We start from the raw sequence: 20329 nt of genomic DNA on the forward strand, positions 1-20329 counted from the left end.
AGTGACCCGCGGCTGCGCTATGAACGATGTCGCTGCCCTGCAACGCATTACGCTCGACCTTAGATAGCGGCCAACTCCGACTCGAAAGTCCCGTCCTGCGGTAACCAACCCGCGAATATCAGACTTGATACGCGTCGATACGACACGCTCGACAACCCACATTCACCTGGTCACGAAGCGGCGGCCATGACGACGGTCGTGGCCGCCGCTTCACCCTGGGACTTGACAAACATCCCTACATATCAGTGCTGGGGAAGTACTTCAGCACGCCTTCTTGCGTGACGGTGGCCAGCAGTTGCCCAGATCGGTCGAAGAAGTGTCCGGTGCCCAACCCCCGGGAGTCGGCTGCCACCGGTGACGACGTCGCATACAGCACCCAGTCGTCGAACCGGATCGGCCGGTGAAACCACAGCGTGTGGTTGGCGCTGGCCGCAAAGATCCGGTCGTAGCCCCAGGACAGCCCATGGGTGGTGATGATCGAGTCGAGCACCGTGGTGTCCGACGAATAGACCAACATCGCGGTGTGCAGGACCGGGTCGTCGGGGATCGTCCCGTCGGCCTTGACCCAGACCCGGTTGTGGCTCAGTCGTCCACCCTTGTCGCGCATCACCCAGGCTGGATCGTTGGTGTAGCGCCACTCGATCGGGTGCGGGGCCTTGACGAAGCCAGGGACCACTTCCTCGTAGCCGTTGAGCAGTTCGCGTAACCGCGGCAACGACTCGGGCTCGGTGACCGTGGGCGCCTCGACGCTGTGCTCCAGCCCGCTACCTCCAGAGAGGTAGGAGACCATCGACGTGGCGATCAAGGTGTCACCTTGCAGCGCGTCGACCCGGCGATTGGCGAACCGGCGTTCGTCGCGGAGTCGGTGCACCCGGAATTCGATGTCGCGGGCCGGATCACCACCGTTGATGAAGTGGACTGACAACGCACCGGGCGGCAGGTGCTCGGCGACGGTACGGCTGGCGGCCACGAATGACTGGGCCATCAATTGGCCGCCGAAGGTGCGTAGCGGCGTCTTGCTCGGGTGCGATCCGACGAAGGCGTCGTCGCCGACACTTTTGAGATCCAGTACGGTCAGCAGTTCCTCGAGATCCGTGTTCGGCTCGGCCGGCACTAGATGTCGTCCTCCCCGAGTCGGTGCACGTGGATCATGTTGGTGGAGCCCTCGGTTCCCGGTGGGGCGCCCGCGACGATGACCATCAGATCACCGCGCTCGTAACGACCCAGATCGAGCAGTGCCTTGTCCACCTGGCGGATCATTCCGTCGGTGGTGTGTGCCTGCGGGACGATGAAGGTCTCGGTTCCCCAGGTCATCGCCAACTGACTGCGAATCTCGGGGCGCGCGGTGAACGCCAACAACGGCAGCGGCGTGTGCAACCGGGCCAGCCGTCGTACGGTGTCACCCGATTGGGTGAACGCCACCAATGCCTTGGCGTCCAGGCGTTCACCGATCTCGCGTGCGGCGAACGAGATCACGCCCCGCTTGGTGCGCGGAGCGTGCGTCAACGGCGGTGCCGCCGTGGAGTTCTGCTCCACCGCACAGATGATCCGGCTCATGGTGCGCACGGCAGCGAGAGCGTGCTTGCCCACGGCGGTCTCCCCCGACAGCATCACTGCGTCAGCGCCGTCGAGTACGGCGTTGGCCACGTCGGAGGCCTCCGCACGAGTGGGCCGGAAGTTCTCGATCATCGATTCCAGCATCTGGGTGGCCACGATCACCGGACGCGCGTTCTCGCGTGCCACCTGGATGACCCGCTTCTGCACCAGCGGCACCTCTTCGAGCGCCAGTTCCACGCCCAGGTCACCGCGGGCCACCATGACGGCGTCGAAGGCCAGGACCACGGCCTCGAGATTCTCGATGGCCTCCGGCTTCTCCATCTTGGCGACCACCGGGACGCGACGGCCGACCCGGTCCATCACCTCGTGCACCAGTTCCACGTCCGCCGGCGAGCGCACGAACGACAGCGCCACGATGTCGACGCCGAGCTCCAGCGCGAACTCCAGGTCCTCGATGTCCTTCTCCGACAGCGCCGGCGCGGAGACCTTCATGCCGGGCAGCGAAATCCCCTTGTGGTTGCTGACCGGACCGCCTTCGGTGACCGTGCAGACCACGTCATCGCCGTCGATGTGCTCCACCACCAGTCCGACCTTGCCGTCGTCGACCAGCACCCGGTCACCCGGAGCTGCATCAGCGGCCAGCTTCTTGTAGGTGGTCGACACCCGGTCGTGGTCGCCGGGGCAGTCTTCGACGGTGATCCGCACCGTCTCACCGTTGGCCCAATAGACGGGGCCGTCGGCGAAACGCCCCAACCGGATCTTGGGGCCCTGCAGGTCGGCCAGCACACCGACTGCCCGCCCGGTGGCATCCGAAGCAGCGCGCACCCACTCGTAGGAAGCCTGGTGGTCTTTGTGATCGCCGTGGCTGAAGTTCAGGCGGGCCACGTCCATGCCCGCGTCGACGAGTGCCCGGACCATCTCCGCGGAGTGGGTCACGGGACCAAGAGTGCAGACGATCTTTCCGCGTCTATTCACGGCACCAGCATAGTCGGACCGGCTGAGCCGACTCCCTCAGGAATGGTTGCGGCCAACGAAAATCCTTGTGACGCAGGGGTGCGGCGGTGGTTCAGCTGCCATCGCGCAGCGGTCGACCCTGCTTGTCGTCCACCCGCCCGCTCAGCATCAGGATCGCGTCGACGATGCCCCAGACGAGCGGCACGACGAGGCCCAACCCGTAGGTCGTGATGGTGGCCAACACACCGATCAACAGCTGGACCAGGCCCAGCCCGGTTTGGCCCAGATATATGCGTCCGAACCCGAGAAAGCCGAAGAACCCCAGCAACTGCAACAGTGCGGCGGTGACTTTCGACTTCGGCGAATAGGGCTGGCCCGTCCTGGGATGACGTCCGTGGGGCGCCCATGCCTCCGCGTAGCCCGGATACGGCACGGGGTAGCCCGGCGGTGGCGGGTGGGGCTGTCCCCCGCCCTGCGGCCCCGGTGGGGGCCACGAGGGAACGGTCATCTCTTGAGCATGCCAGAAATGCCGGATGCGGCGGTGGGCCCGCGGTCAGGACTGAACCGGGTCGTCTGGGTCGGTTGAGTCGTCCGAGTCGGCTGCCGGTTCGTCGGCGGCCTCGTCAACGGGTTCGTCGGGTTGTTCGGCTTCATCTGAGTTGTCGGATTCGTCGACGACGTCGCCGCCCGAGTCCTCAGCGGCCGTACCGTCGTCACTGTCCGGCTCGGAGTCAGCCGGCTCGTCTTCGTCGGCCACCGCCTCCGGTTCGGGCCCGGGTTCGGGTTCGGCAGACTCCTCGGCCGCGTCCTCTGGGACTACCTTCGGTTCCTCGGAATCCTCGGTGTCGTCTTGCTCCTCGGCTTCGTCGGTGTCCGCAATGGCGKCTTCCTCGTCGGCCTCGGCGTCGGCCACGGCATCCGACTCGCCGACCACCGACTCCGGCTCATCCGCGGCCTCGGCATCGTCATCAGCGTCAGCCTCTGCCAATTCGGCTTCGCCGGTAAGCCTTTTCGGCACCCGGACCACCGAGCCGACACCGTTTGCGACGCCGGCCGCCATCAGCTCTTTGTCGGCGGACTCTGCGTGCTCTTCGTCCGACTCGACTTCGGGCTCTGCCACTGCGGCAGCGTCCCGGTCGGCGGCTTCGTCGGGTTGCCATGCTCGACGGATGGCTTCGGGGTCCTCGCGCCCCTTGGTTGCGAGCAGGATGTACACCACCGCACCGATGAAGACGAACGTCGACGTGAACGAGTTGACCCGGATTCCGGCGATGTGAGTCGCTGCATCGTCACGGAGCAGCTCGATGCCGAACCGGCCGATGCAGTAGCCGGCGACGTAGAGGGCGAACAACCGTCCGTGACCCATCCGGAACCGTCGGTCGACGTAGATGAGCACGAGGAAAACCACGAGGTTCCACAACAATTCGTACAAGAACGTGGGTTGCACGATCTTGTAGAGCTCACCGGTCGATACGCCGTCGAGTAGGTGCGGGTCGCGGACCCCGGTGGCGTCTTGGCGCCAGAAGATCTCCAGACCCCACGGCAGCGTGGTCTCGTGGCCGTAGAGCTCCTGATTGAAGTAGTTCCCGATGCGCCCGATCGCCTGTGCCAGGACGATTCCGGGTGCGACGGCATCGCCGAACGCCGGCAGGGAGATCCCGCGGCGGCGACATCCGATCCACGCGCCGACCCCACCGAGCGCTACCGCGCCCCAGATCCCCAGGCCGCCGTCCCAGATCCGCGGCGTCGCTTCCCATCCGACGCCGCCCTCGCCGAAGTAGGTCCGCCAGTCGGTCATCAAGTGATAGAGCCGGCCACCGATCAGCCCGAACGGCACCGCCCACAGCGCGATGTCATAGATGACGCCCGGCTCGCCGCCACGGGCCCGCCACCGGCGATCACCGAGCACCAGGGCGGCGACGATGCCGATGATGATGCACAGTGCGTAGGCCCGGATCGGCACCGGTCCGAGGTGCCAGACACCGCGCGCAGGACTGGGAAAATAGGTGAGCCAGTCCAACGTCATTGCATCGAAACCTTTTGACGCACACCGGAGGCGAGCTCTTGCGTCAACGTCCTAAGCGCGGCCAGGCCATCGGCTAGCGCGCTGACCAGCGCCGAACCGACGATGACACCGTCGGTGTAGGCGCCGATCTCGGCGGCCTGTGCGCCCGAGCGCACCCCTAGCCCGACACCGACCGGGATGTCGGAGACCTCACGCACCCTGGCCACCAGTTCCGGCGCCGCGTTCGACACCGTGTTGCGGGCGCCGGTGACGCCCATCGTGGAGGCGGCGTAGACGAATCCGCTGGTCGCTTTGACGGTCTCGGACAGTCGCTGCGGGGTCGAGGAAGGGGCGACCAGGAAGATCCGATCCAGCGCGTGCTGCTCGGAGGCGGCCATCCAGTCATCTGCTTCGTCGACTATCAGGTCGGGGGTGATCAGACCCAGTCCGCCGGCCGACGCCAGATCGCGAGCGAACGCGTCGACGCCATAGCGCAGCACCGGGTTCCAGTAGGTCATCACCACGGCTCGTCCGCCGGCCTTGGTGATGGCCTCGACCGCGGTCAGCGTGTCGCGTACCCGCACCCCGCCCTGCAGAGCAGTCTCGGTGGCGCGTGCGATGGTCGGGCCGTCCATTCCCGGATCGGAATAAGGCACACCGACTTCGATGAGGTCACAACCGGATTCGACCAGGGTGGTGAACGCGGCGATGGAGCCCGGCACGTCCGGGTAGCCGGTCGGCAGGTAGCCGATCAGCGCAGCGCGGCCTTCGGCGCGGCACGCGGTGAACATCGGGGCCAGCCGGTCGCCGGCGTGGCCGCTCACGACGCGTCTCCTGCCTCGTCGAACAGACCGAACCACTTGGCGGCGGTTTCCACGTCCTTGTCGCCGCGGCCGGACACGTTGACCACGATGACCTTGCCGGGCCCCAGCTCGGTCGCCAGCTTGAGCGCACCGGCCACCGCATGTGCTGACTCGATTGCCGGGATGATTCCTTCAGTGCGGCAAAGGATTCCGAACGCGTCCATTGCTTCGCCGTCGGTGATCGGGCGATACTCGGCGCGTCCGGTTTCACGCAGCCAGGCGTGCTCGGGGCCCACCCCCGGGTAGTCCAGCCCGGCCGAGATCGAGTGCGACTCGATGGTCTGACCGTCGTCGTCCTGCAACAGGTAGGAGAACGATCCCTGGAAGGCGCCCGGGGTTCCGCCGGCGAATGTCGCGGCGTGCCGGCCGGTGTCGACGCCGTCGCCGCCGGCCTCGAATCCGATCAGCCGGACCGCGGGATCGTCGAGGAACGCGTGGAAGATGCCGATGGCGTTCGACCCGCCGCCCACACACGCCACCACGGCGTCAGGCAGTCGGCCCGCCATCTGTTGGATCTGAACTCGCGTCTCCAGGCCGACGATCCGCTGGAAGTCGCGCACCATGGCCGGGAACGGGTGCGGCCCGGCCGCGGTGCCGAAACAGTAGTAGGTGCGGTCGGCGTTGGTGACCCAGTCCCGGAAGGCCTCGTTGATGGCGTCCTTGAGGGTCTGCGAACCGGATTCGACGGAGACCACCTCGGCGCCCAGCAGTCGCATCCGTGCCACGTTGAGCGCCTGTCGGCGAGTATCGACGGCACCCATGTAGATCACGCATTCCAGGCCGAGCAAGGCGCAGGCGGTGGCCGTGGCGACCCCGTGCTGACCGGCGCCGGTCTCGGCGATCACCCGGGTCTTGCCCATGTGTCGGGCCAGCAGTGCCTGGCCGAGCACGTTGTTGATCTTGTGAGAACCGGTGTGGTTCAGGTCCTCTCGCTTCAAGAAGATGCGGGCCCCGCCGGCGTGTGCGGTCAGACGCTCGGCCTCATACAGCGGTGAGGGTCGGCCGGTGTAGTGCGTCTGCAGGTCGTCGAGGGTGTCCAGGAATTCCCGGTCGTTGCGCACTTTGTCGTAGGCGGCGGTGACCTCTTCGATGACGGCCATCAGCGCTTCGGCGACGTAGCGGCCCCCATAGACGCCGAAATGCCCGCGGGCATCGGGATCATGTGCGGACGGCTCAGCCACTCCGGCGCTGGCACGCGGAATAATCGGGTGCGTGGTGTCTGACATTTAGCGAGCCGGCTTCGGGCAGGACGGATGCTTACCCGCACTGACCAAATCGGCAACGGCCGCCCGCGGGTCGCCACTGGTGACGAGTCCCTCGCCGACCAGGACAGCGTCCGCACCGGCACCGGCGTAGGCCAGCAGGTCCGCGGTGCCCCGCACCCCGGACTCGGCGATCTTGACCACCTCGGTGGGCAGTCCGGGCGCGATCCGCGCGAAACAGTCGCGGTCGACCTCCAGCGTGGTCAGATCACGCGCATTGACACCGATCACCTTGGCGCCGGCGGTCAATGCGCGGTCGGCCTCTTCTTCGGTATGCACCTCGACCAGTGCGGTCATGCCGAGCGACTCGGTGCGGTCCAGCAGGGATTCCAATGCCTGTTGTTCAAGCGCCGCCACGATCAGCAGCAGCATGTCTGCGCCGTGGGCGCGGGCCTCGTGAATCTGGTACGGCCGCACGATGAAGTCCTTGCGCAGCACCGGAACCGACACCGCGGCACGTACCGCGTCCAGGTCGGCCAGCGAGCCGTTGAACCGGCGCTGCTCGGTCAGCACGCTGATCGCGCGGGCCCCGCCGTCGGCGTAGGAGCCGGCCAGCTCTGCCGGGTCGGCGATGGGCGCCAGTTGGCCTTTGGACGGACTGGCGCGCTTCACCTCGGCGATGACCGCGATGCCGGGCTCACGCAGCGCTGCCATCACGTCCCGTGGCGCTGGCATGGCCTCGGCCGCTGCCTTGACTTCCGCGAGCGGGACGAGGGCCTCTCGGGCGGCAAGGTCGGCGCAGACTCCCTCGATGATGGAGTCGAGAACGGATGCCGAACTCATGACTGCCGCTTCCTCTCCCGCGTCCAGTGGACTTTCGTCGAAGACCTTTATGAAGGGTAACGACCGTCGCTGTCCGCGGTGTCACCGGCCCGTCAAGAACACCTAGCCGTCGGGGTCCGGCGCCCCATCATCTGCATCCCCGGTGGGGTCACGGCCCTCGTCGAGGGCGTCCCACATCATGCGTTCCGAGAGCTGCGGGCCACCCGGGTCGGCGCGCTCGCCCGCCGCGACGTCACGTGCCGCCGCGCGCCGCTCCGCAGGTGCCGAGTACTTGGTCACCCGGCCGGCGCTGTGTGCGGCGACGCGCATCAGCAGCACCGCCGCAGCCAGGACACCCACGGCGGCGACCATGCTCAACGCGGCCCCGCTCAGACGGCGCTCGGTGCCCAGCAGTGAGGTCAGCGGAATCTCGGCGATGTCCAGGGCCCGCAGGGTGACGTCGCGGGCCGCCCACATGCTGGCGGCCAGATAACCGCACGCCAGACTCACCGCAGCCAGCACCACCGCCAGCACCCGCAGCTGCCACCCGCGCACCGCCATCGCCGCGACGGCGGCGGCCAGGCACAGCAGCGCCAGAGGCAGCAGCGCTGTCGACCAGGACGCGCCGGTGAGGGTGATCTGCTTGGGCTGCCCGAGTCCGTCGAACGAGCGGATCAGGACCCACGGCAGCCGTGCGGCGCCCCAGAGAACTCCGGCGGCCGCCACCAGCAGCAGTTGTGCCCCGCGCAGCGCGCGAGTGTCGTTGCGTTCGCGACCGTCAGCCATCGGTCCCGGGCGCTGCCAGTGTCTCGGCGGCGGCGATGGCGGCCAGCACGGCCCGAGCCTTGTTGGATGCCTCGGTGTATTCGTAGGGCCCGTTGGAGTCGGCGACCACTCCGCCGCCCGCCTGGACGTAGGCGGTGCCGCTCCGCATCAACGCCGTGCGGATCGCGATCGCGAAGTCGGCGTTGCCGGCGAAGTCCAGATAGCCGACGACGCCGCCGTAGAGGCCGCGCCGGGTCTTCTCGACCTCCTCGATCAGCTCCATCGCGCGCACCTTGGGTGCCCCGGACAAGGTGCCCGCCGGGAAGCACGCGGTCACGGCGTCCAGCGCGGTCCGGTCGACGGCGAGCTCTCCGGTGACGGTGGACACCAGGTGCATGACGTGGCTGTAGCGCTCGATGTGGCTGTAATCAGCGACCCGCACGGTTCCCGGAACACACACCCGGCCCAGGTCGTTGCGGCCCAGATCGACCAGCATCAGGTGCTCGGCGAGCTCCTTCTCGTCGTTCAACAGGTCCTTGGCCAGCAGCTGGTCTTCATCCTCGGTCGCCCCCCGCCACCGGGTTCCGGCGATCGGGTGGGTGGTCGCGCGGCCGTCCTGGACGGTCACCAGCGCTTCCGGGCTGGAACCCACGATCGAGAAGGCCAGTCCCCCGTCGTCGTCGGGCACCTGCAGCAGGTACATGTACGGGCTCGGATTGGACACCCGCAGCATCCGGTAGACATCGAGGGGGTCCGCCGGCGTGGTCATCTCGAAACGCTGCGAGGGAACCACCTGGAACGCCTCGCCGGCCTCGATCTCGCCGACCAGCCGCTCAACGATCGCCCCGTACTCCTCGGCGGTGCGCTGACCGCGGTAGACCGGGTCGGGCCGGTCGAAGGTGGCGACGCTGGATTCCAGCGGCTGGCTCAGCGCCGCGGCCATCACGTCGAGGCGGGCGAGCGCGTCGTCGTAGGCCTCATCGACGCGCTCGTCGGTGCCGTTCCAGTTGACCGCGTTGGCGATCAGGGTGATGGTGCCCTCGTGGTGGTCGACGGCGGCCATGTCGGTGGCCAGCAGCAGCAGCATGTCGGGCAGCTGCAAGTCGTCGACGGCCAGTTCGGGCAGCCGCTCCAGGCGACGCACCAGGTCGTAGGTGAAGAAACCCACCAGGCCGCTTGACAACGGCGGCAGCCCGGGGATAGCGGCCGTCTCCAGCAGCGTCAGTGTCTGACGCAGGGCCTGCAACGGATCCCCGCCGGTGGGTGCATCCTGCGGTGCAGCCCCCAGCCACACCGCTGCGCCGTCGCGCACCGTCAACGCCGACGTCGTCCCGGCGCCGATGAACGACCACCGCGACCACGACCGGCCGTTCTCGGCCGACTCCAGCAGGAAAGTGCCGGGGCGGTTGGCGGCCAGCTTGCGGTATGCCGACAGCGGTGTCTCGGCGTCGGCCAGCACCTTGCGGGTCACCGGGACCACGCGGTGCTCAGCCGCCAGCGCCCGGAAGTCCGCCCGGGATGTGACGCCGGCCTTAGCAGTGCTCGTGGTTTGCACGCGCCCATCTTCCCAGACATCGGCGGGTCGCCAGAACCAGCACTGGCGATCGCTGGGGGCACCTTCGGCTCGCCGGGGCCGGGCCGGCGCAACCGCATCGCCCGCTCACCACTACCGTCGCCGCCGCACCCGCACCCGGAGTAGCGTGACCGCCATGAAAACCGGTGACACCGTGGCCGACTTCGAGCTCCCCGACCAGACCGGGGCGCCGTGCAAACTCAGCGACCTGCTGGCCGGTGGGCCGGTGGTGCTGTTCTTCTATCCGGCCGCCATGACGCCGGGGTGCACCAAGGAAGCCTGCCACTTCCGCGACCTGGCCGGCGAGTTCGCCGCGGTCGGGGCCACCCGGGTGGGGATCAGCGCCGACGAGGTGGCCAAGCAGGCCAAATTCGCCGACCAGCAGGGCTTCGACTACCCGCTGCTGTCCGACACCGAAGGCACGGTGGCACAACAGTTCGGCGTCAAGCGCGGCTTGCTGGGCAAGCTCATCCCGGTCAAGCGCACCACGTTCGTCATCGACACAGACCGCACGGTGCTGGATGTGATCGCCAGCGAATTCTCCATGGACACCCACGCCGACAAGGCGCTGGAGGTGCTGCGGGCGCGCTCGTCGGCCTAGCGGGCGGTAGCACCGGGCACCAACGAGTCGGCTGACTGCCCTAGTCGGCGTCCTGCTCTGCTTCGGGCGCGTCCGCGATCTCAGCGGCGGGCGCTTCGGGCAGATCGGGCACGTGGCGGTTCTCTCCGACGGTGGTGTCGATCCAGTTTCTGATCTCGCTGAGGTGGGTGACGATTCCGGCCCGCTCGCGCTTCAGCAGTTCCACTTCGGCCTGTGTGCGGTCGGTGAGCACCTTGGCTTCGCGCTTGGTGCCGGCGATCAAGGAGGACGCCTCCAGCCGGGCCTCTTTGTCGAGCTTGGCGATATTGGCCTCGGCCTGTTCCCACGCCGCCTTCATCTTCTGGTCCAGGCGGTGTTGGGCCTCTCGGCGGTTGCGCTCGTCCTCTTCCCAGGCCAGTTTGATCTGCTCGTCCAGGGATTCCTGGGCGGCCCGGCGGTTGCGTTCGTCCTCTTCGGCCAGGCGCTGGTACAACTCGCGGCGGCTGCGTTCGGCCTCTTCGATCTCCCGGGCGATACGGCTGCGCTCCTCGTGCGCGATCTGCAGGATCTGCTCGGCTTCCTGGGTCGCGGCCTCGAGGATCTTGGTCCGGCGGGCGTTGGTGGACGCCTGGAACTCCGAGAGCGCCTCACTGGCGGCGGCCCGATCGTGTTTGGCGGCTTCCAACTGCTCGCGCAGTTCCGCGGTCAGCGCCTCGGCGTCCTGGCGGGCCAGTTCCTTGGTGCGTCGCGCCTCCTCGGAGGCGATGCGCATCATCCGCGCAATGCGATCGGACATGCCCTCGACGGAGTCCACCGGACCGGTGACCTGCTCGAACTGCGATCGCAGTTGGGCCAGTTCGGCGGTGAGACGTTGTCGTTCCGAATCTGCCTCGGCGGTCATCCGGACCACGTCGCTCTGCAGCCGGGTGACCTCAGCGACGAGCTGTTCGCGATCGATCAGCGTCTGCGACTTCGTTGCTTCCAGGGATTTGCTGCGGTCCTGCAGAATATCGATCTCGTGGTGCAGACGTGCGATGTAGTCGGAGACCTCGTTGCGATCGAAACCGCGCATCTGCGTTTCGAATTCGGGAATCTCTAGTGCCACCGGCGTACTCCTAAGCACCTGACAGGTTCGGTCTGCGGGTCGATGGGCAACCAGCGTTCAACCGAGTTGGCTTGTGCGGGAGGCCAAATGGGCATGCTGGCTCCAGTCCCCACGCGACGGAGCGTATCAGACCCACAAGTGCGTGTCACCGGCCTTGCAGTGGGGAAAAGCCCCTTAAGCGCGGACGATCTTCGCGAAATCAGGACTCATTTGCCGTCCTGAGGGATTGGCGGTTGACTCCAGTTCCGGCGACCGTGTGGGGTCCCCTAACGGGTATTGATCCAGTTCTTGATCAGCTTCAGGTCGCCGACGAGTTCGGTGCGCTCCTGCTTCAGCTGATCCACTTCCGCTTGAGCGCGTTCACTGATCACCTTGACTTCGTGCTGCGCGGCGGCGACCAGTGTCGCAGCCTCCCACTGCGCCTCCGTTTCGAGCTTGGCGATAGCGGCCTCGGTCTGTTCCCAGGCCGCCCGCAAATTCTGGTCCAGCCGACGCTGCGCCTCAGCGCGGTGACGCTCGTCTTCCTCCCAGGCCAGCTTCAATTGCTCGTCGAGCGTTTCGTGCGCTGCCAGGCGGTGGCGTTCTTCCTCCTCGGCCAGGCGCTGGTACACCGCACGGCGGGTGCGCTCGGCTTCTTCAGTCTCCTCGGCGATGCGGTCGCGCTCCTCATGCGCCAGCCGCAGAATCTCCTGGGCTTGTGCCGTCGCGATCTCCAAGATCTTCGTCCGGCGCATGTTGGCCGAGGCCTGCAATTCGGCCAGTTCCGCGGCGGCGGCCGCCCGGTCGGCTCTGGCGGCGATCAGCTGCTTGCGCAGGTCCCCGCTCAGCGATTCCGCCTCCTGGTGGGCCAGTTCCTTGGTGCGCCGGGCTTCCTCTGAGGCGATACGCATCATCCGGGCGATGCGATCCGACATCCCCTCGACGGTGTCGACCGGTGCCGTGATCTGTTCGAACTGGCTGTGCAGCTGCGTCATTTCCGCAATGAGTTCCCGACGCTTTGCCTCGGCCTCGGCAGTCCGCTGCGCGAGGTCATTCTGCAGCCGCGCGATCTCGGCGGAAAGCCGTTCGCAGTCGGATCGAGCGTGCCCCCTGGCCGAGTCCAGGGATTTAGTGCGGTCGCGCAGAATTTCAACTCTATGGTGAAGCCGACCAAGGTAATCAGCGACCTCATTGCGATCGAACCCGCGAAGCTGAGTTTCGAATTCAGGAATATCCAGCATCCGCGACTGACCCCTTCTCCCGACAAGACCTGGTCGTCTGCCGGGCGCTACCCGGCTTCTGGCCGAACGTAATTGCTAATGAAAGCAAGTCGGCTATTGCACGATAGCTGCCGCGCGGGGAATCGTAGCAGACAGGCGCGGAGGTGTCACCAATGATTCAAATGGCAGCGCAGTGGTTCAGTGCGGGCGATTTTCGCGAAACCAAGTTTCTCGGCCGGACAAAGCAGATTCGCGATCAGCCTGAAGAGAAGCATTCACGTGAGTTTCTGCGTTAACTTGATTCGCGCGATTAACTTGACCCGTTGTGCGCTCTATCTGGCCGACGATTTTCGCGCGCGCGTCGATGAGTTCGGCCAAGCGCCGTTGGGCGTCGGCGACGTGGCTGGTGATCGCCTGATTCATCTCGGTCAAGATCGCCGAGGCGTGGCTCTCGGCTTCCTTCATGATCTCGGCGGCACTGAGAACGGCCTGTCGCCGCAGGTGAGCGGCTTGCGCGCGTAGCTGCTTGTGCTGGGTTTCCAACTCGGCCCGCAACTCAGCCGCCTCCCGGCGCTGCGCCTCGGCGTCTGCGAGAATCGCCGCGGCTTCGTTCTCGGCCGCGGCGCGCAGTTCGTCCGCGAAGTGCTGCGCCTCCGCGCGGATGTCGTCTGCTTCTGCAACCGCTCCGTTGAGGATGCCGGACAGCCGATCACTTAGATCGACAATGTCGCCCGGAATCGCCGAGGCCAACTCATTGAACTTCGCCGACGCGGACTCCAGGTGCGCCTGCGATTCACTGAGCTGGTTTGTCAGCGCGACTATCCGCGATCCGTCGCGCGGCATGTGTGCCTCGATGTCGCTAACGGTGCCCTGCGCATAGTGCGAGTCGATCTGGAGCGACAGCCGCTCCAACTCCAAACCCCTGGGACGCGGCTCGTGCTCCAACTGGTACCAGTCATCAGGCTCGTCGGAGTTCACAATCGGCCAGCATACCGCTACGCAGCTATGCGCGAATCAATCTGCGGGACCGAGTAACACGTCCGCGTCAAAACAGCTGTGATCACCGGTATGGCAGGCACCACCGGTTTGATCGACGGTCAGCAGCAACGTGTCACCGTCGCAGTCCAGTCGCACCGCATGCACGTACTGGGTGTGGCCTGACGTCGCGCCCTTGATCCACTGCTCATTGCGGGAACGCGAAAAATACGTCGCCTCACGGGTCGCCAGGGTGCGGGCCAACGCCTCGTCGTCCATCCAGGCGACCATCAGGACGTCGCCGCTGCCGCGCTCTTGCACCACTGCTGCGATCAGCCCGTCGGCGTTGCGCTTGAGTCGCGCCGCGATCGCCGGATCCAGGGACATCGGACTCATCGCACCGTGATCCCCTCTGCCGCCATTGCGGCCTTGACCTGGCCGATGGTGAGTTCCCGGAAATGAAAGACGCTGGCGGCCAGGACCGCATCGGCACCAGCACCCACCGCCGGGGCGAAATGCTCTGCCGCACCGGCTCCCCCGCTGGCGATCACCGGTACGTTCACCGCGGCCCGAACCGCGCGCAGCATCGACAGATCGAATCCGGCTTTGGTTCCGTCGGCATCCATCGAGTTCAGCAGGATCTCCCCCACGCCGAGCTCCACACCGCGAATCGCCCACTCGACCGCGTCGATACCGGTGCCCTGCCGGCCACCGTGGGTGGTGACCTCCCATCCGGAAGCGGTGGGCGGCGAACCGGCCGGGACGGTACGGGCGTCGACCGACAACACGATGCACTGGGAACCGAACTGGCGGGACAGCTCCGCCAACAGTTCCGGGCGCGCGATCGCGGCGGTGTTCACCGATACCTTGTCCGCGCCGGCGCGCAGCAACACGTCGACGTCGGCGACCGTGCGTACTCCGCCGCCGACGGTCAGTGGGATGAACACCTGGTCGGCGGTGCGTGCGACGACCTCGAGCATGGTCGCCCGGCCCGACGACGACGCCGTCACATCGAGGAAGGTCAGCTCGTCGGCTCCCTCGGCGTCATAGGCCGCGGCCAGCTCGACCGGGTCGCCGGCATCGCGCAGGTTGGCGAAATTGACGCCCTTGACGACGCGGCCGCCGTCGACGTCCAGACACGGAATGACCCGTACCGCTACATCACTGTGCCTATTCATCGGTCCCAGCTTCGCCTCTCCTGCGTCGAGCCTCGCTGAACCGCTGTGCTTATGCATCGGTCCCAGCTTCGCCTCTCCTGCGTCGAGCCTCGCTGAACCGCTGTGCTTATGCATCGGTCCCAGCTTCGCCTCTCCTGCGTCGAGCCTCGCTGAACCGCTGGGCTTATCCATCTCAGTAGTCCCCCGGTGCGCCGACTCGCTTGAGGATCTCGAGGATCTGATCGTGTACCCCGGGCGCGGCGACCAGTGCCGAATCCGAGCGGGCCGTCCACGCTGCGCCGGCCAGGTCGGTGACGATGCCGCCGGCTGCGCGCACCATGGCCACACCGGCAGCGTGGTCCCAGATGTGGTCGCCGAAACTGATCGCCCCGCCGAGGGTCCCGTCGGCGACATAGGCCAAGTCGATTCCGGTGGCGCCGTGCATCCGGGTCCGCGAGGTCACCCGGGTCAGGCCTTCGAGCACCGCAAGTCGGTAGCGGCCGGGGAACCGGCCGCGCCACTCGACGTTGAAGGTGCCGATGCCGACCAATGAGTCGGCCAAGTCAACGGATTTCAGTGGCGGCTGCGCCACCCCGTTGCGAATCAGCGGGCCACCGGCGACCGCGGTGTAGCGCTGGTCGGCGAAGGGCAGCCAGGTCAGCCCCGCGACCGGCTCACCGTCGCGCAGCAGCCCCAGCAGGACCGCCGACATCGGCGATCCGGCGGCGTAGTTGAACGTCCCGTCGATGGGATCGAGCACCCACACCAGCGGCGAATCGATCGGGGGCCCACCGAACTCCTCGCCGTGCACCCCGATTCCGGTCTCGGCCACCAGCGCTTCGGTGATCTGCCGTTCCAAGGCCAGGTCGACCTCGGTGGCGAAGTCGTTGGCGCCCTTGCGGACCGCAGAGTCGGCCCGGTGGCCGGCGAGGAAAGGCTCGGCGGCGACATCGAGGATCCGCGACGCCGCTGCGACCAGCGCGCCCAGATCCGCGGTGTCCAGCGCCATGTCGGCCTACTCCTGCACCGTGGACAGCGCCTCGGGCAGAGTGAAGCGACCCGCGTAGAGCGCCTTGCCGACGATGGCGCCCTCGACGCCGCGGCCGACCAGCGTGGCGATCGCCCGGAGGTCATCCAGGCTCGACACTCCCCCGGAGGCGATCACCGGGGCGTCGGTGCGGTCAGTGACCGCGCCGAGCAGCTCCAGGTTCGGGCCGCCCAGCGTGCCGTCCTTGGTCACATCGGTGACCACGTAGCGCGAACAACCTTCGCGGTCAAGACGTTCCAGCACCGGCCACAGGTCACCGCCGTCGGTCTCCCAACCGCGGCCCCGCAGCCGGTGGATGCCGTCGGGGTGATCGGGGTCGATCTGCACGTCCAACCCGACCGCGACCTTCTCGCCGTGCTCAGCGATCGCTCGCGCGCACCACTGCGGGTTCTCCAGGGCCGCTGTGCCCAAATTCACCCGGGCGCAGCCGGTGGCCAGCGCCGCCGCCAGCGTGTCGTCGTCGCGGATGCCGCCGGACAATTCGACCTTCACATCAAGGCGCCCAACGACATCGGCAAGCAGCTCACGGTTCGATCCGCGCCCGAAAGCGGCATCCAGATCGACCAGGTGGATCCATTCCGCGCCGTCGCGCTGCCAGCCCAGCGCGGCGTCCAGCGCCGAACCGTACTCGGTCTCACTGCCGGCCTTGCCCTGCACCAGACGAACCGCACGGCCATCGACCACGTCGACGGCCGGCAGCAGAACCAGCGCCTTGTTCACAGCAGTACTCACAGTGCCTCCACCCAGTTGCTCAACAGTGTCGCCCCGGCATCCCCACTCTTTTCGGGGTGAAACTGGGTGGCGGCCAATGGCCCATCCTCGACAGCCGCCACGAACGGTACCTGATGAGTCGCCCAGGTCACCAAAGCCTCTGGACGCCCCTCCCACCGTTGCGCGGCGTAGGAGTGCACGAAGTAGAACCGGGTGTCGGCGTCCAGACCGGCGAACAGGGTGCTGCCGGCCGCGGAGTCCACGACGTTCCAGCCCATGTGTGGGATCACCGGGGCATCGAGCCGGGTGACCGCGCCCGGCCACTGGCCGCAGCCGGCGGTATCCACCCCGAACTCGACTCCGTGTGCGAACAGGATCTGCATCCCGACGCACACGCCGAGTACCGGCCGGCCGGCCTGCACTCGTTCGGCGATGATCTTGTCGCCGTTGACCTTGCGAAGCCCGGTCATGCACGCCGCGTACGCCCCGACGCCCGGCACCAGCAGGCCGTCGGCGTCGGTGGCGGCGTCGGCGTCGGCGGTCACCTCGACCTGGGCGCCGACCCGTTGCAGGGCCCGCTGGGCGGAGCGCAGATTCCCCGAACCGTAGTCCAGGATCACCACCCTGGGAGAGCTACTCACAGGGCTCCCTTGGTGGACGGCACGCCGGTCACGCGAGGGTCGGGCTCCACGGCCTGGCGCAGCGCACGCGCGACCGCCTTGTACTGGGCCTCGGTGATGTGGTGCGGATCGCGCCCGTAGAGCACCCGCACGTGCAGCGCGATGCGTGCGTTCGACGCCAGCGTCTCAAACACGTGCCGGTTGATCACGGTGTGGTAGGGCGCCTGCGTTCCAGCAATCGTGGTGTGCGCCAGGTGATCCGGTTCCCCGGTGTGCACGCAGTACGGTCGGCCCGACACGTCGACAGCGGCGTGGGCCAGCGTTTCGTCCATCGGGATGAACGCGTCGCCGAATCGGCGAATGCCCTTCTTGTCGCCCAGCGCCTCGCCCAGCGCCTGTCCGAGCACGATCGCGGTGTCCTCGACGGTGTGGTGGGCCTCGATCTCGACGTCGCCGCGGGCGCGCACCGTCAGATCGAAGCTGGCGTGACTGCCCAGTGCGGTCAGCATGTGATCGAAGAACGGCACGCCGGTCTCGATGTCAACGATGCCGGTGCCGTCCAGGTCGAGTTCGACCGTGATGTCGGATTCGCGGGTGGCGCGTTGCACCCGGGCGCGGCGGGTCATGATGCTCCTATTGACGGTTGGGCGAGTTCGGTGGCCGCAAGCTGTTTGCTGGCGGCGAGCAGTGCGTCGTTCTCCTCCGGAAGCCCGGTGGTAGCCCGCAGGTAGCCGGGGATACCGACATCGCGGATGAGGATGCCGGCATCCAGGTAACGCTGCCAGGTCGCGGGCGCGTCGGCGAACTGGCCGAACAGCACGAAGTTGGCGTCGCTGGGAATGACCCGAAACCCCATGGCGGACAACTCGGCTGAGACGCGGTCGCGTTCGGCGATCAACTGCGCGACGCTACCCAGGGTGTCGTCGGCGTGACGGAGTGCGGCGCGGGCGGCTGCCTGGGTGACCACCGACAGATGATACGGAAGGCGAACCAGCAACATCGCATCGATCACCGCCGGAGCCGCGACCAGGTAGCCCAGCCGGCCACCTGCGAACGCGAACGCCTTACTCATCGTGCGGCTGACGATCAGCTTCGCCGGGTAGTCATCGATCAGCGCGATCGCGCTGGGCTGCGACGAGAACTCGCCGTAGGCCTCGTCGACGATCACGATCCCGGGCGAGGCTTCGAGCAGGTCCTGTAGATCCTCGAGCGGAATGCTCTGTCCGGAAGGGTTGTTGGGCGACGCGACGAACACCACGTCGGGGTGGTGCTCGGCGATAGCGGCGCGGGCCACATCGACGTCCAGCCCGAAGTCGGTGGTCCGGTTGGCGGCCAGCCACCGCGTCTGGGTCCCGTCGGAGATGATCGGGTGCATCGAGTACGACGGCACGAAGCCGATCGCGCTGCGGCCCGGTCCGCCGAACGCCTGCAGCAACTGCTGCAGGATCTCGTTGGAGCCGTTGGCTGCCCACACATTGTCCGGCCCCACCTCGACGCCGGTCTGGGTGGTCAGATAGGCGGCCAGGTCGGTGCGCAGCGCCACCGCATCGCGATCGGGATAGCGGTGCAGCTCCACAGCCGCCTCCCGCACCGAGCGCGCCACGTCGTCGATGAGCGCCGCGCTCGGCGGGTGCGGGTTCTCGTTGGTGTTGAGCCGCACCGGAACCTCCAGTTGCGGCGCACCATAGGGCGACTTGCCGCGCAGGTCGTCGCGCAGCGGCAGATCCGCCAGGCTGATCTGCGCGCCCGGACGGGACGGTGTAGCGCTCACTGCTCGAACCTCCGTCGAACCGCCTCGCCGTGTGCGGGGAGATCTTCGGCCGTGGCCAGCGCGATCACGTGCCCACTGACATCTTTGAGCGCAGCTTCGGTGTAGTCGACGACGTGGATGCCGCGCAGGAACGTCTGTACCGACAGTCCACTGGAGTGCCGCGCACTGCCCGCGGTGGGCAGCACGTGGTTGGAACCGGCGCAGTAGTCACCGAGGCTGACCGGTGCGTACGGGCCGACGAAAATCGCACCGGCGGAACGGATTCGGGTCGCCACTGCCGCGGCATCGGCGGTCTGGATCTCAAGGTGCTCGGCAGCGTAGGCGTTCACCACCCGGATTCCGGCGTCCAAATCGTCGACCAGAACGATCGCCGACTGCGGTCCAGACAGTGCCGTGGTCACCCGCTCGCGGTGCACTGTGGTCTGCAGCTGGGCAGTCACCTCGCGGTCAGTGGCGTCGGCCAACTCGGGGCTGGTGGTGACCAGCACGCTGGCGGCCATCTCATCGTGCTCGGCCTGACTGATCAGGTCCGCGGCCAGGTGCGCCGGGTGCGCGGTGTTGTCCGCGAGTATCGCGATCTCGGTGGGTCCGGCCTCCGCATCGATGCCCACCTGCGAGCGACACAGCCGCTTGGCCGCGGCGACGTAGATGTTGCCGGGGCCGGTGACCATGTCGACCGGCGCCAGTTCACCCCCGTCGGTGTCAGTACCGCCGTAGGCCAGCAATGCCACCGCCTGCGCACCGCCGACCGCCCACACCTCGTTCACACCGAGCAACCGGGCGGCGGCCAGGATCGTGGGATGCGGCAGACCGGCAAAGGCGGCCTGGGGCGGGCTGGCGATCACCAGAGACTCGACACCGGCGATCTGGGCCGGGACGACGTTCATCACCACGCTGGACGGGTAGACCGCGTTGCCGCCGGGTACGTACAGGCCCACCCGCTCGACCGGAAGCCAGCGCTCGGTGACGGTGGCGCCCGGGGCCAGCGTGGTGGTGGTGTCGGTGCGCCGCTGATCGGAGTGCACCGCCCGGGCGCGGCTGATCGCGACTTCCAGGGCGGCGCGTACGGCGGGGTCCAATTCGGCCAGCGCACGCTCCAGTGCCGCCGCCGGCACCCGGATCGTGTCCGGTCGCACCCGGTCGAATGATTCGCCGAACTCCAATGCTGCGGCGGCGCCACGTTCGGCGATCGCCTCGACGATCGGGCGCACCCGCGGCAGCACCGCCTCCACATCCACACCGCCCCGCGGCAGGGTGGCGCGCAGCTGGGCCTTCGATAGGTCCGACTGTTCGGTGCCGCGCAGGTCGATGCGTGCCATCAGGCCGGTGTTCACGCCGTCCATTGTCCCAGAGGGGCTCAAGTGATTATCGCCAAGCTCGGCCGACCCCGAAAGCCGTCCTGCGCGCCGCTTCAACGCCGGT

21 protein-coding genes are annotated in these 20329 nt (G+C 67.4%); 1 reads left to right on the plus strand and 20 read right to left on the minus strand.

Annotation, left to right across the window (positions count from 1 at the left end):
- Positions 1–235: 235 nt before the first annotated feature.
- From EJK91_RS17130 to EJK91_RS17170, 9 genes are all read right to left on the minus strand, one after another.
- Positions 236–1114, minus strand: a complete 879-nt coding sequence (locus tag EJK91_RS17130) for an acyl-CoA thioesterase II (RefSeq protein WP_125079521.1) — start codon at positions 1112–1114, stop codon at positions 236–238.
- A complete protein-coding gene (pyk, locus tag EJK91_RS17135; RefSeq protein WP_125079522.1) occupies positions 1114–2532 on the minus strand; it encodes a pyruvate kinase in 1419 nt (472 codons plus the stop codon). The genes EJK91_RS17130 and pyk overlap by 1 nt, the downstream gene beginning before the upstream one ends.
- 91 nt (positions 2533–2623) lie before the next feature.
- A complete protein-coding gene (locus tag EJK91_RS17140; RefSeq protein WP_125079523.1) occupies positions 2624–3019 on the minus strand; it encodes an NINE protein in 396 nt (131 codons plus the stop codon).
- Between the two features lie 45 nt (positions 3020–3064).
- Positions 3065–4537: a prolipoprotein diacylglyceryl transferase gene (lgt, locus tag EJK91_RS17145; RefSeq protein WP_125079524.1), complete on the minus strand. Its 1473-nt coding sequence runs from the start codon at positions 4535–4537 to the stop codon at positions 3065–3067.
- Positions 4534–5307 (minus strand): tryptophan synthase subunit alpha, encoded by a 774-nt coding sequence (trpA, locus tag EJK91_RS17150; protein ID WP_241178729.1) that lies wholly within the window; start codon positions 5305–5307, stop codon positions 4534–4536. Before trpA ends, lgt begins: the two co-directional genes overlap by 4 nt.
- Positions 5308–5336: 29 nt before the next feature.
- Positions 5337–6605 carry a tryptophan synthase subunit beta gene (gene trpB, locus EJK91_RS17155; protein WP_125079526.1) on the minus strand — a complete coding sequence of 423 codons (1269 nt, stop codon included), beginning with the start codon at positions 6603–6605 and terminating at the stop codon, positions 5337–5339.
- The gene (trpC, locus tag EJK91_RS17160; protein ID WP_024443093.1) at positions 6606–7424 is read right to left on the minus strand and encodes an indole-3-glycerol phosphate synthase TrpC; all 819 of its coding nucleotides are present in this window, start codon (positions 7422–7424) and stop codon (positions 6606–6608) included.
- Between the two features lie 102 nt (positions 7425–7526).
- Entirely contained in the window at positions 7527–8189 is a 663-nt protein-coding gene (locus EJK91_RS17165; protein ID WP_046301197.1) for a TIGR02234 family membrane protein, read from the minus strand.
- Entirely contained in the window at positions 8182–9723 is a 1542-nt protein-coding gene (locus EJK91_RS17170) for an anthranilate synthase component I (protein ID WP_125079527.1), read from the minus strand. Before EJK91_RS17170 ends, EJK91_RS17165 begins: the two co-directional genes overlap by 8 nt.
- A gap of 154 nt (positions 9724–9877) precedes the next feature.
- Here EJK91_RS17170 and EJK91_RS17175 point away from each other — a divergent pair, with 154 nt between their 5' ends.
- The gene (locus tag EJK91_RS17175) at positions 9878–10342 is read left to right on the plus strand and encodes a peroxiredoxin (protein WP_024443096.1); all 465 of its coding nucleotides are present in this window, start codon (positions 9878–9880) and stop codon (positions 10340–10342) included.
- 40 nt (positions 10343–10382) lie between these two features.
- On the opposite strand, the gene EJK91_RS17180 is transcribed toward EJK91_RS17175, so the two are convergent.
- From EJK91_RS17180 to hisD, 11 genes are all read right to left on the minus strand, one after another.
- The gene (locus EJK91_RS17180; RefSeq protein WP_024443097.1) at positions 10383–11426 is read right to left on the minus strand and encodes a hypothetical protein; all 1044 of its coding nucleotides are present in this window, start codon (positions 11424–11426) and stop codon (positions 10383–10385) included.
- A 266-nt stretch (positions 11427–11692) separates the two neighbouring features.
- Positions 11693–12646 (minus strand): hypothetical protein, encoded by a 954-nt coding sequence (locus tag EJK91_RS17185; RefSeq protein WP_046301195.1) that lies wholly within the window; start codon positions 12644–12646, stop codon positions 11693–11695.
- Positions 12647–12823: 177 nt separating this feature from the next.
- Positions 12824–13603, minus strand: a complete 780-nt coding sequence (locus EJK91_RS17190) for a hypothetical protein (protein ID WP_024443099.1) — start codon at positions 13601–13603, stop codon at positions 12824–12826.
- Between the two features lie 36 nt (positions 13604–13639).
- Positions 13640–13987 (minus strand): phosphoribosyl-AMP cyclohydrolase, encoded by a 348-nt coding sequence (gene hisI / locus EJK91_RS17195; RefSeq protein ID WP_046301194.1) that lies wholly within the window; start codon positions 13985–13987, stop codon positions 13640–13642.
- 5 nt (positions 13988–13992) lie between these two features.
- A complete protein-coding gene (hisF, locus tag EJK91_RS17200) occupies positions 13993–14778 on the minus strand; it encodes an imidazole glycerol phosphate synthase subunit HisF (RefSeq protein ID WP_125079528.1) in 786 nt (261 codons plus the stop codon).
- A gap of 172 nt (positions 14779–14950) precedes the next feature.
- The gene (locus EJK91_RS17205) at positions 14951–15766 is read right to left on the minus strand and encodes an inositol monophosphatase family protein (protein ID WP_125079529.1); all 816 of its coding nucleotides are present in this window, start codon (positions 15764–15766) and stop codon (positions 14951–14953) included.
- A 6-nt stretch (positions 15767–15772) separates the two neighbouring features.
- Positions 15773–16513, minus strand: coding sequence for a bifunctional 1-(5-phosphoribosyl)-5-((5-phosphoribosylamino)methylideneamino)imidazole-4-carboxamide isomerase/phosphoribosylanthranilate isomerase PriA (gene priA / locus EJK91_RS17210; protein ID WP_024443103.1), 741 nt, complete (start codon positions 16511–16513; stop codon positions 15773–15775).
- A gap of 20 nt (positions 16514–16533) precedes the next feature.
- Positions 16534–17157 (minus strand): imidazole glycerol phosphate synthase subunit HisH, encoded by a 624-nt coding sequence (hisH, locus tag EJK91_RS17215; protein WP_024443104.1) that lies wholly within the window; start codon positions 17155–17157, stop codon positions 16534–16536.
- Positions 17154–17762 (minus strand): imidazoleglycerol-phosphate dehydratase HisB, encoded by a 609-nt coding sequence (gene hisB / locus EJK91_RS17220; RefSeq protein WP_046301192.1) that lies wholly within the window; start codon positions 17760–17762, stop codon positions 17154–17156. The genes hisH and hisB overlap by 4 nt, the downstream gene beginning before the upstream one ends.
- A complete protein-coding gene (locus tag EJK91_RS17225; protein ID WP_164518006.1) occupies positions 17759–18874 on the minus strand; it encodes a histidinol-phosphate transaminase in 1116 nt (371 codons plus the stop codon). Before EJK91_RS17225 ends, hisB begins: the two co-directional genes overlap by 4 nt.
- 29 nt (positions 18875–18903) lie before the next feature.
- Positions 18904–20229, minus strand: coding sequence for a histidinol dehydrogenase (gene hisD, locus EJK91_RS17230; protein WP_164518007.1), 1326 nt, complete (start codon positions 20227–20229; stop codon positions 18904–18906).
- Positions 20230–20329: the final 100 nt, after the last annotated feature.

It is taken from the genome of Mycobacterium sp. P7213 (genome assembly GCF_900604305.1).
Taxonomy (GTDB): Bacteria; Actinomycetota; Actinomycetes; order Mycobacteriales; family Mycobacteriaceae; genus Mycobacterium.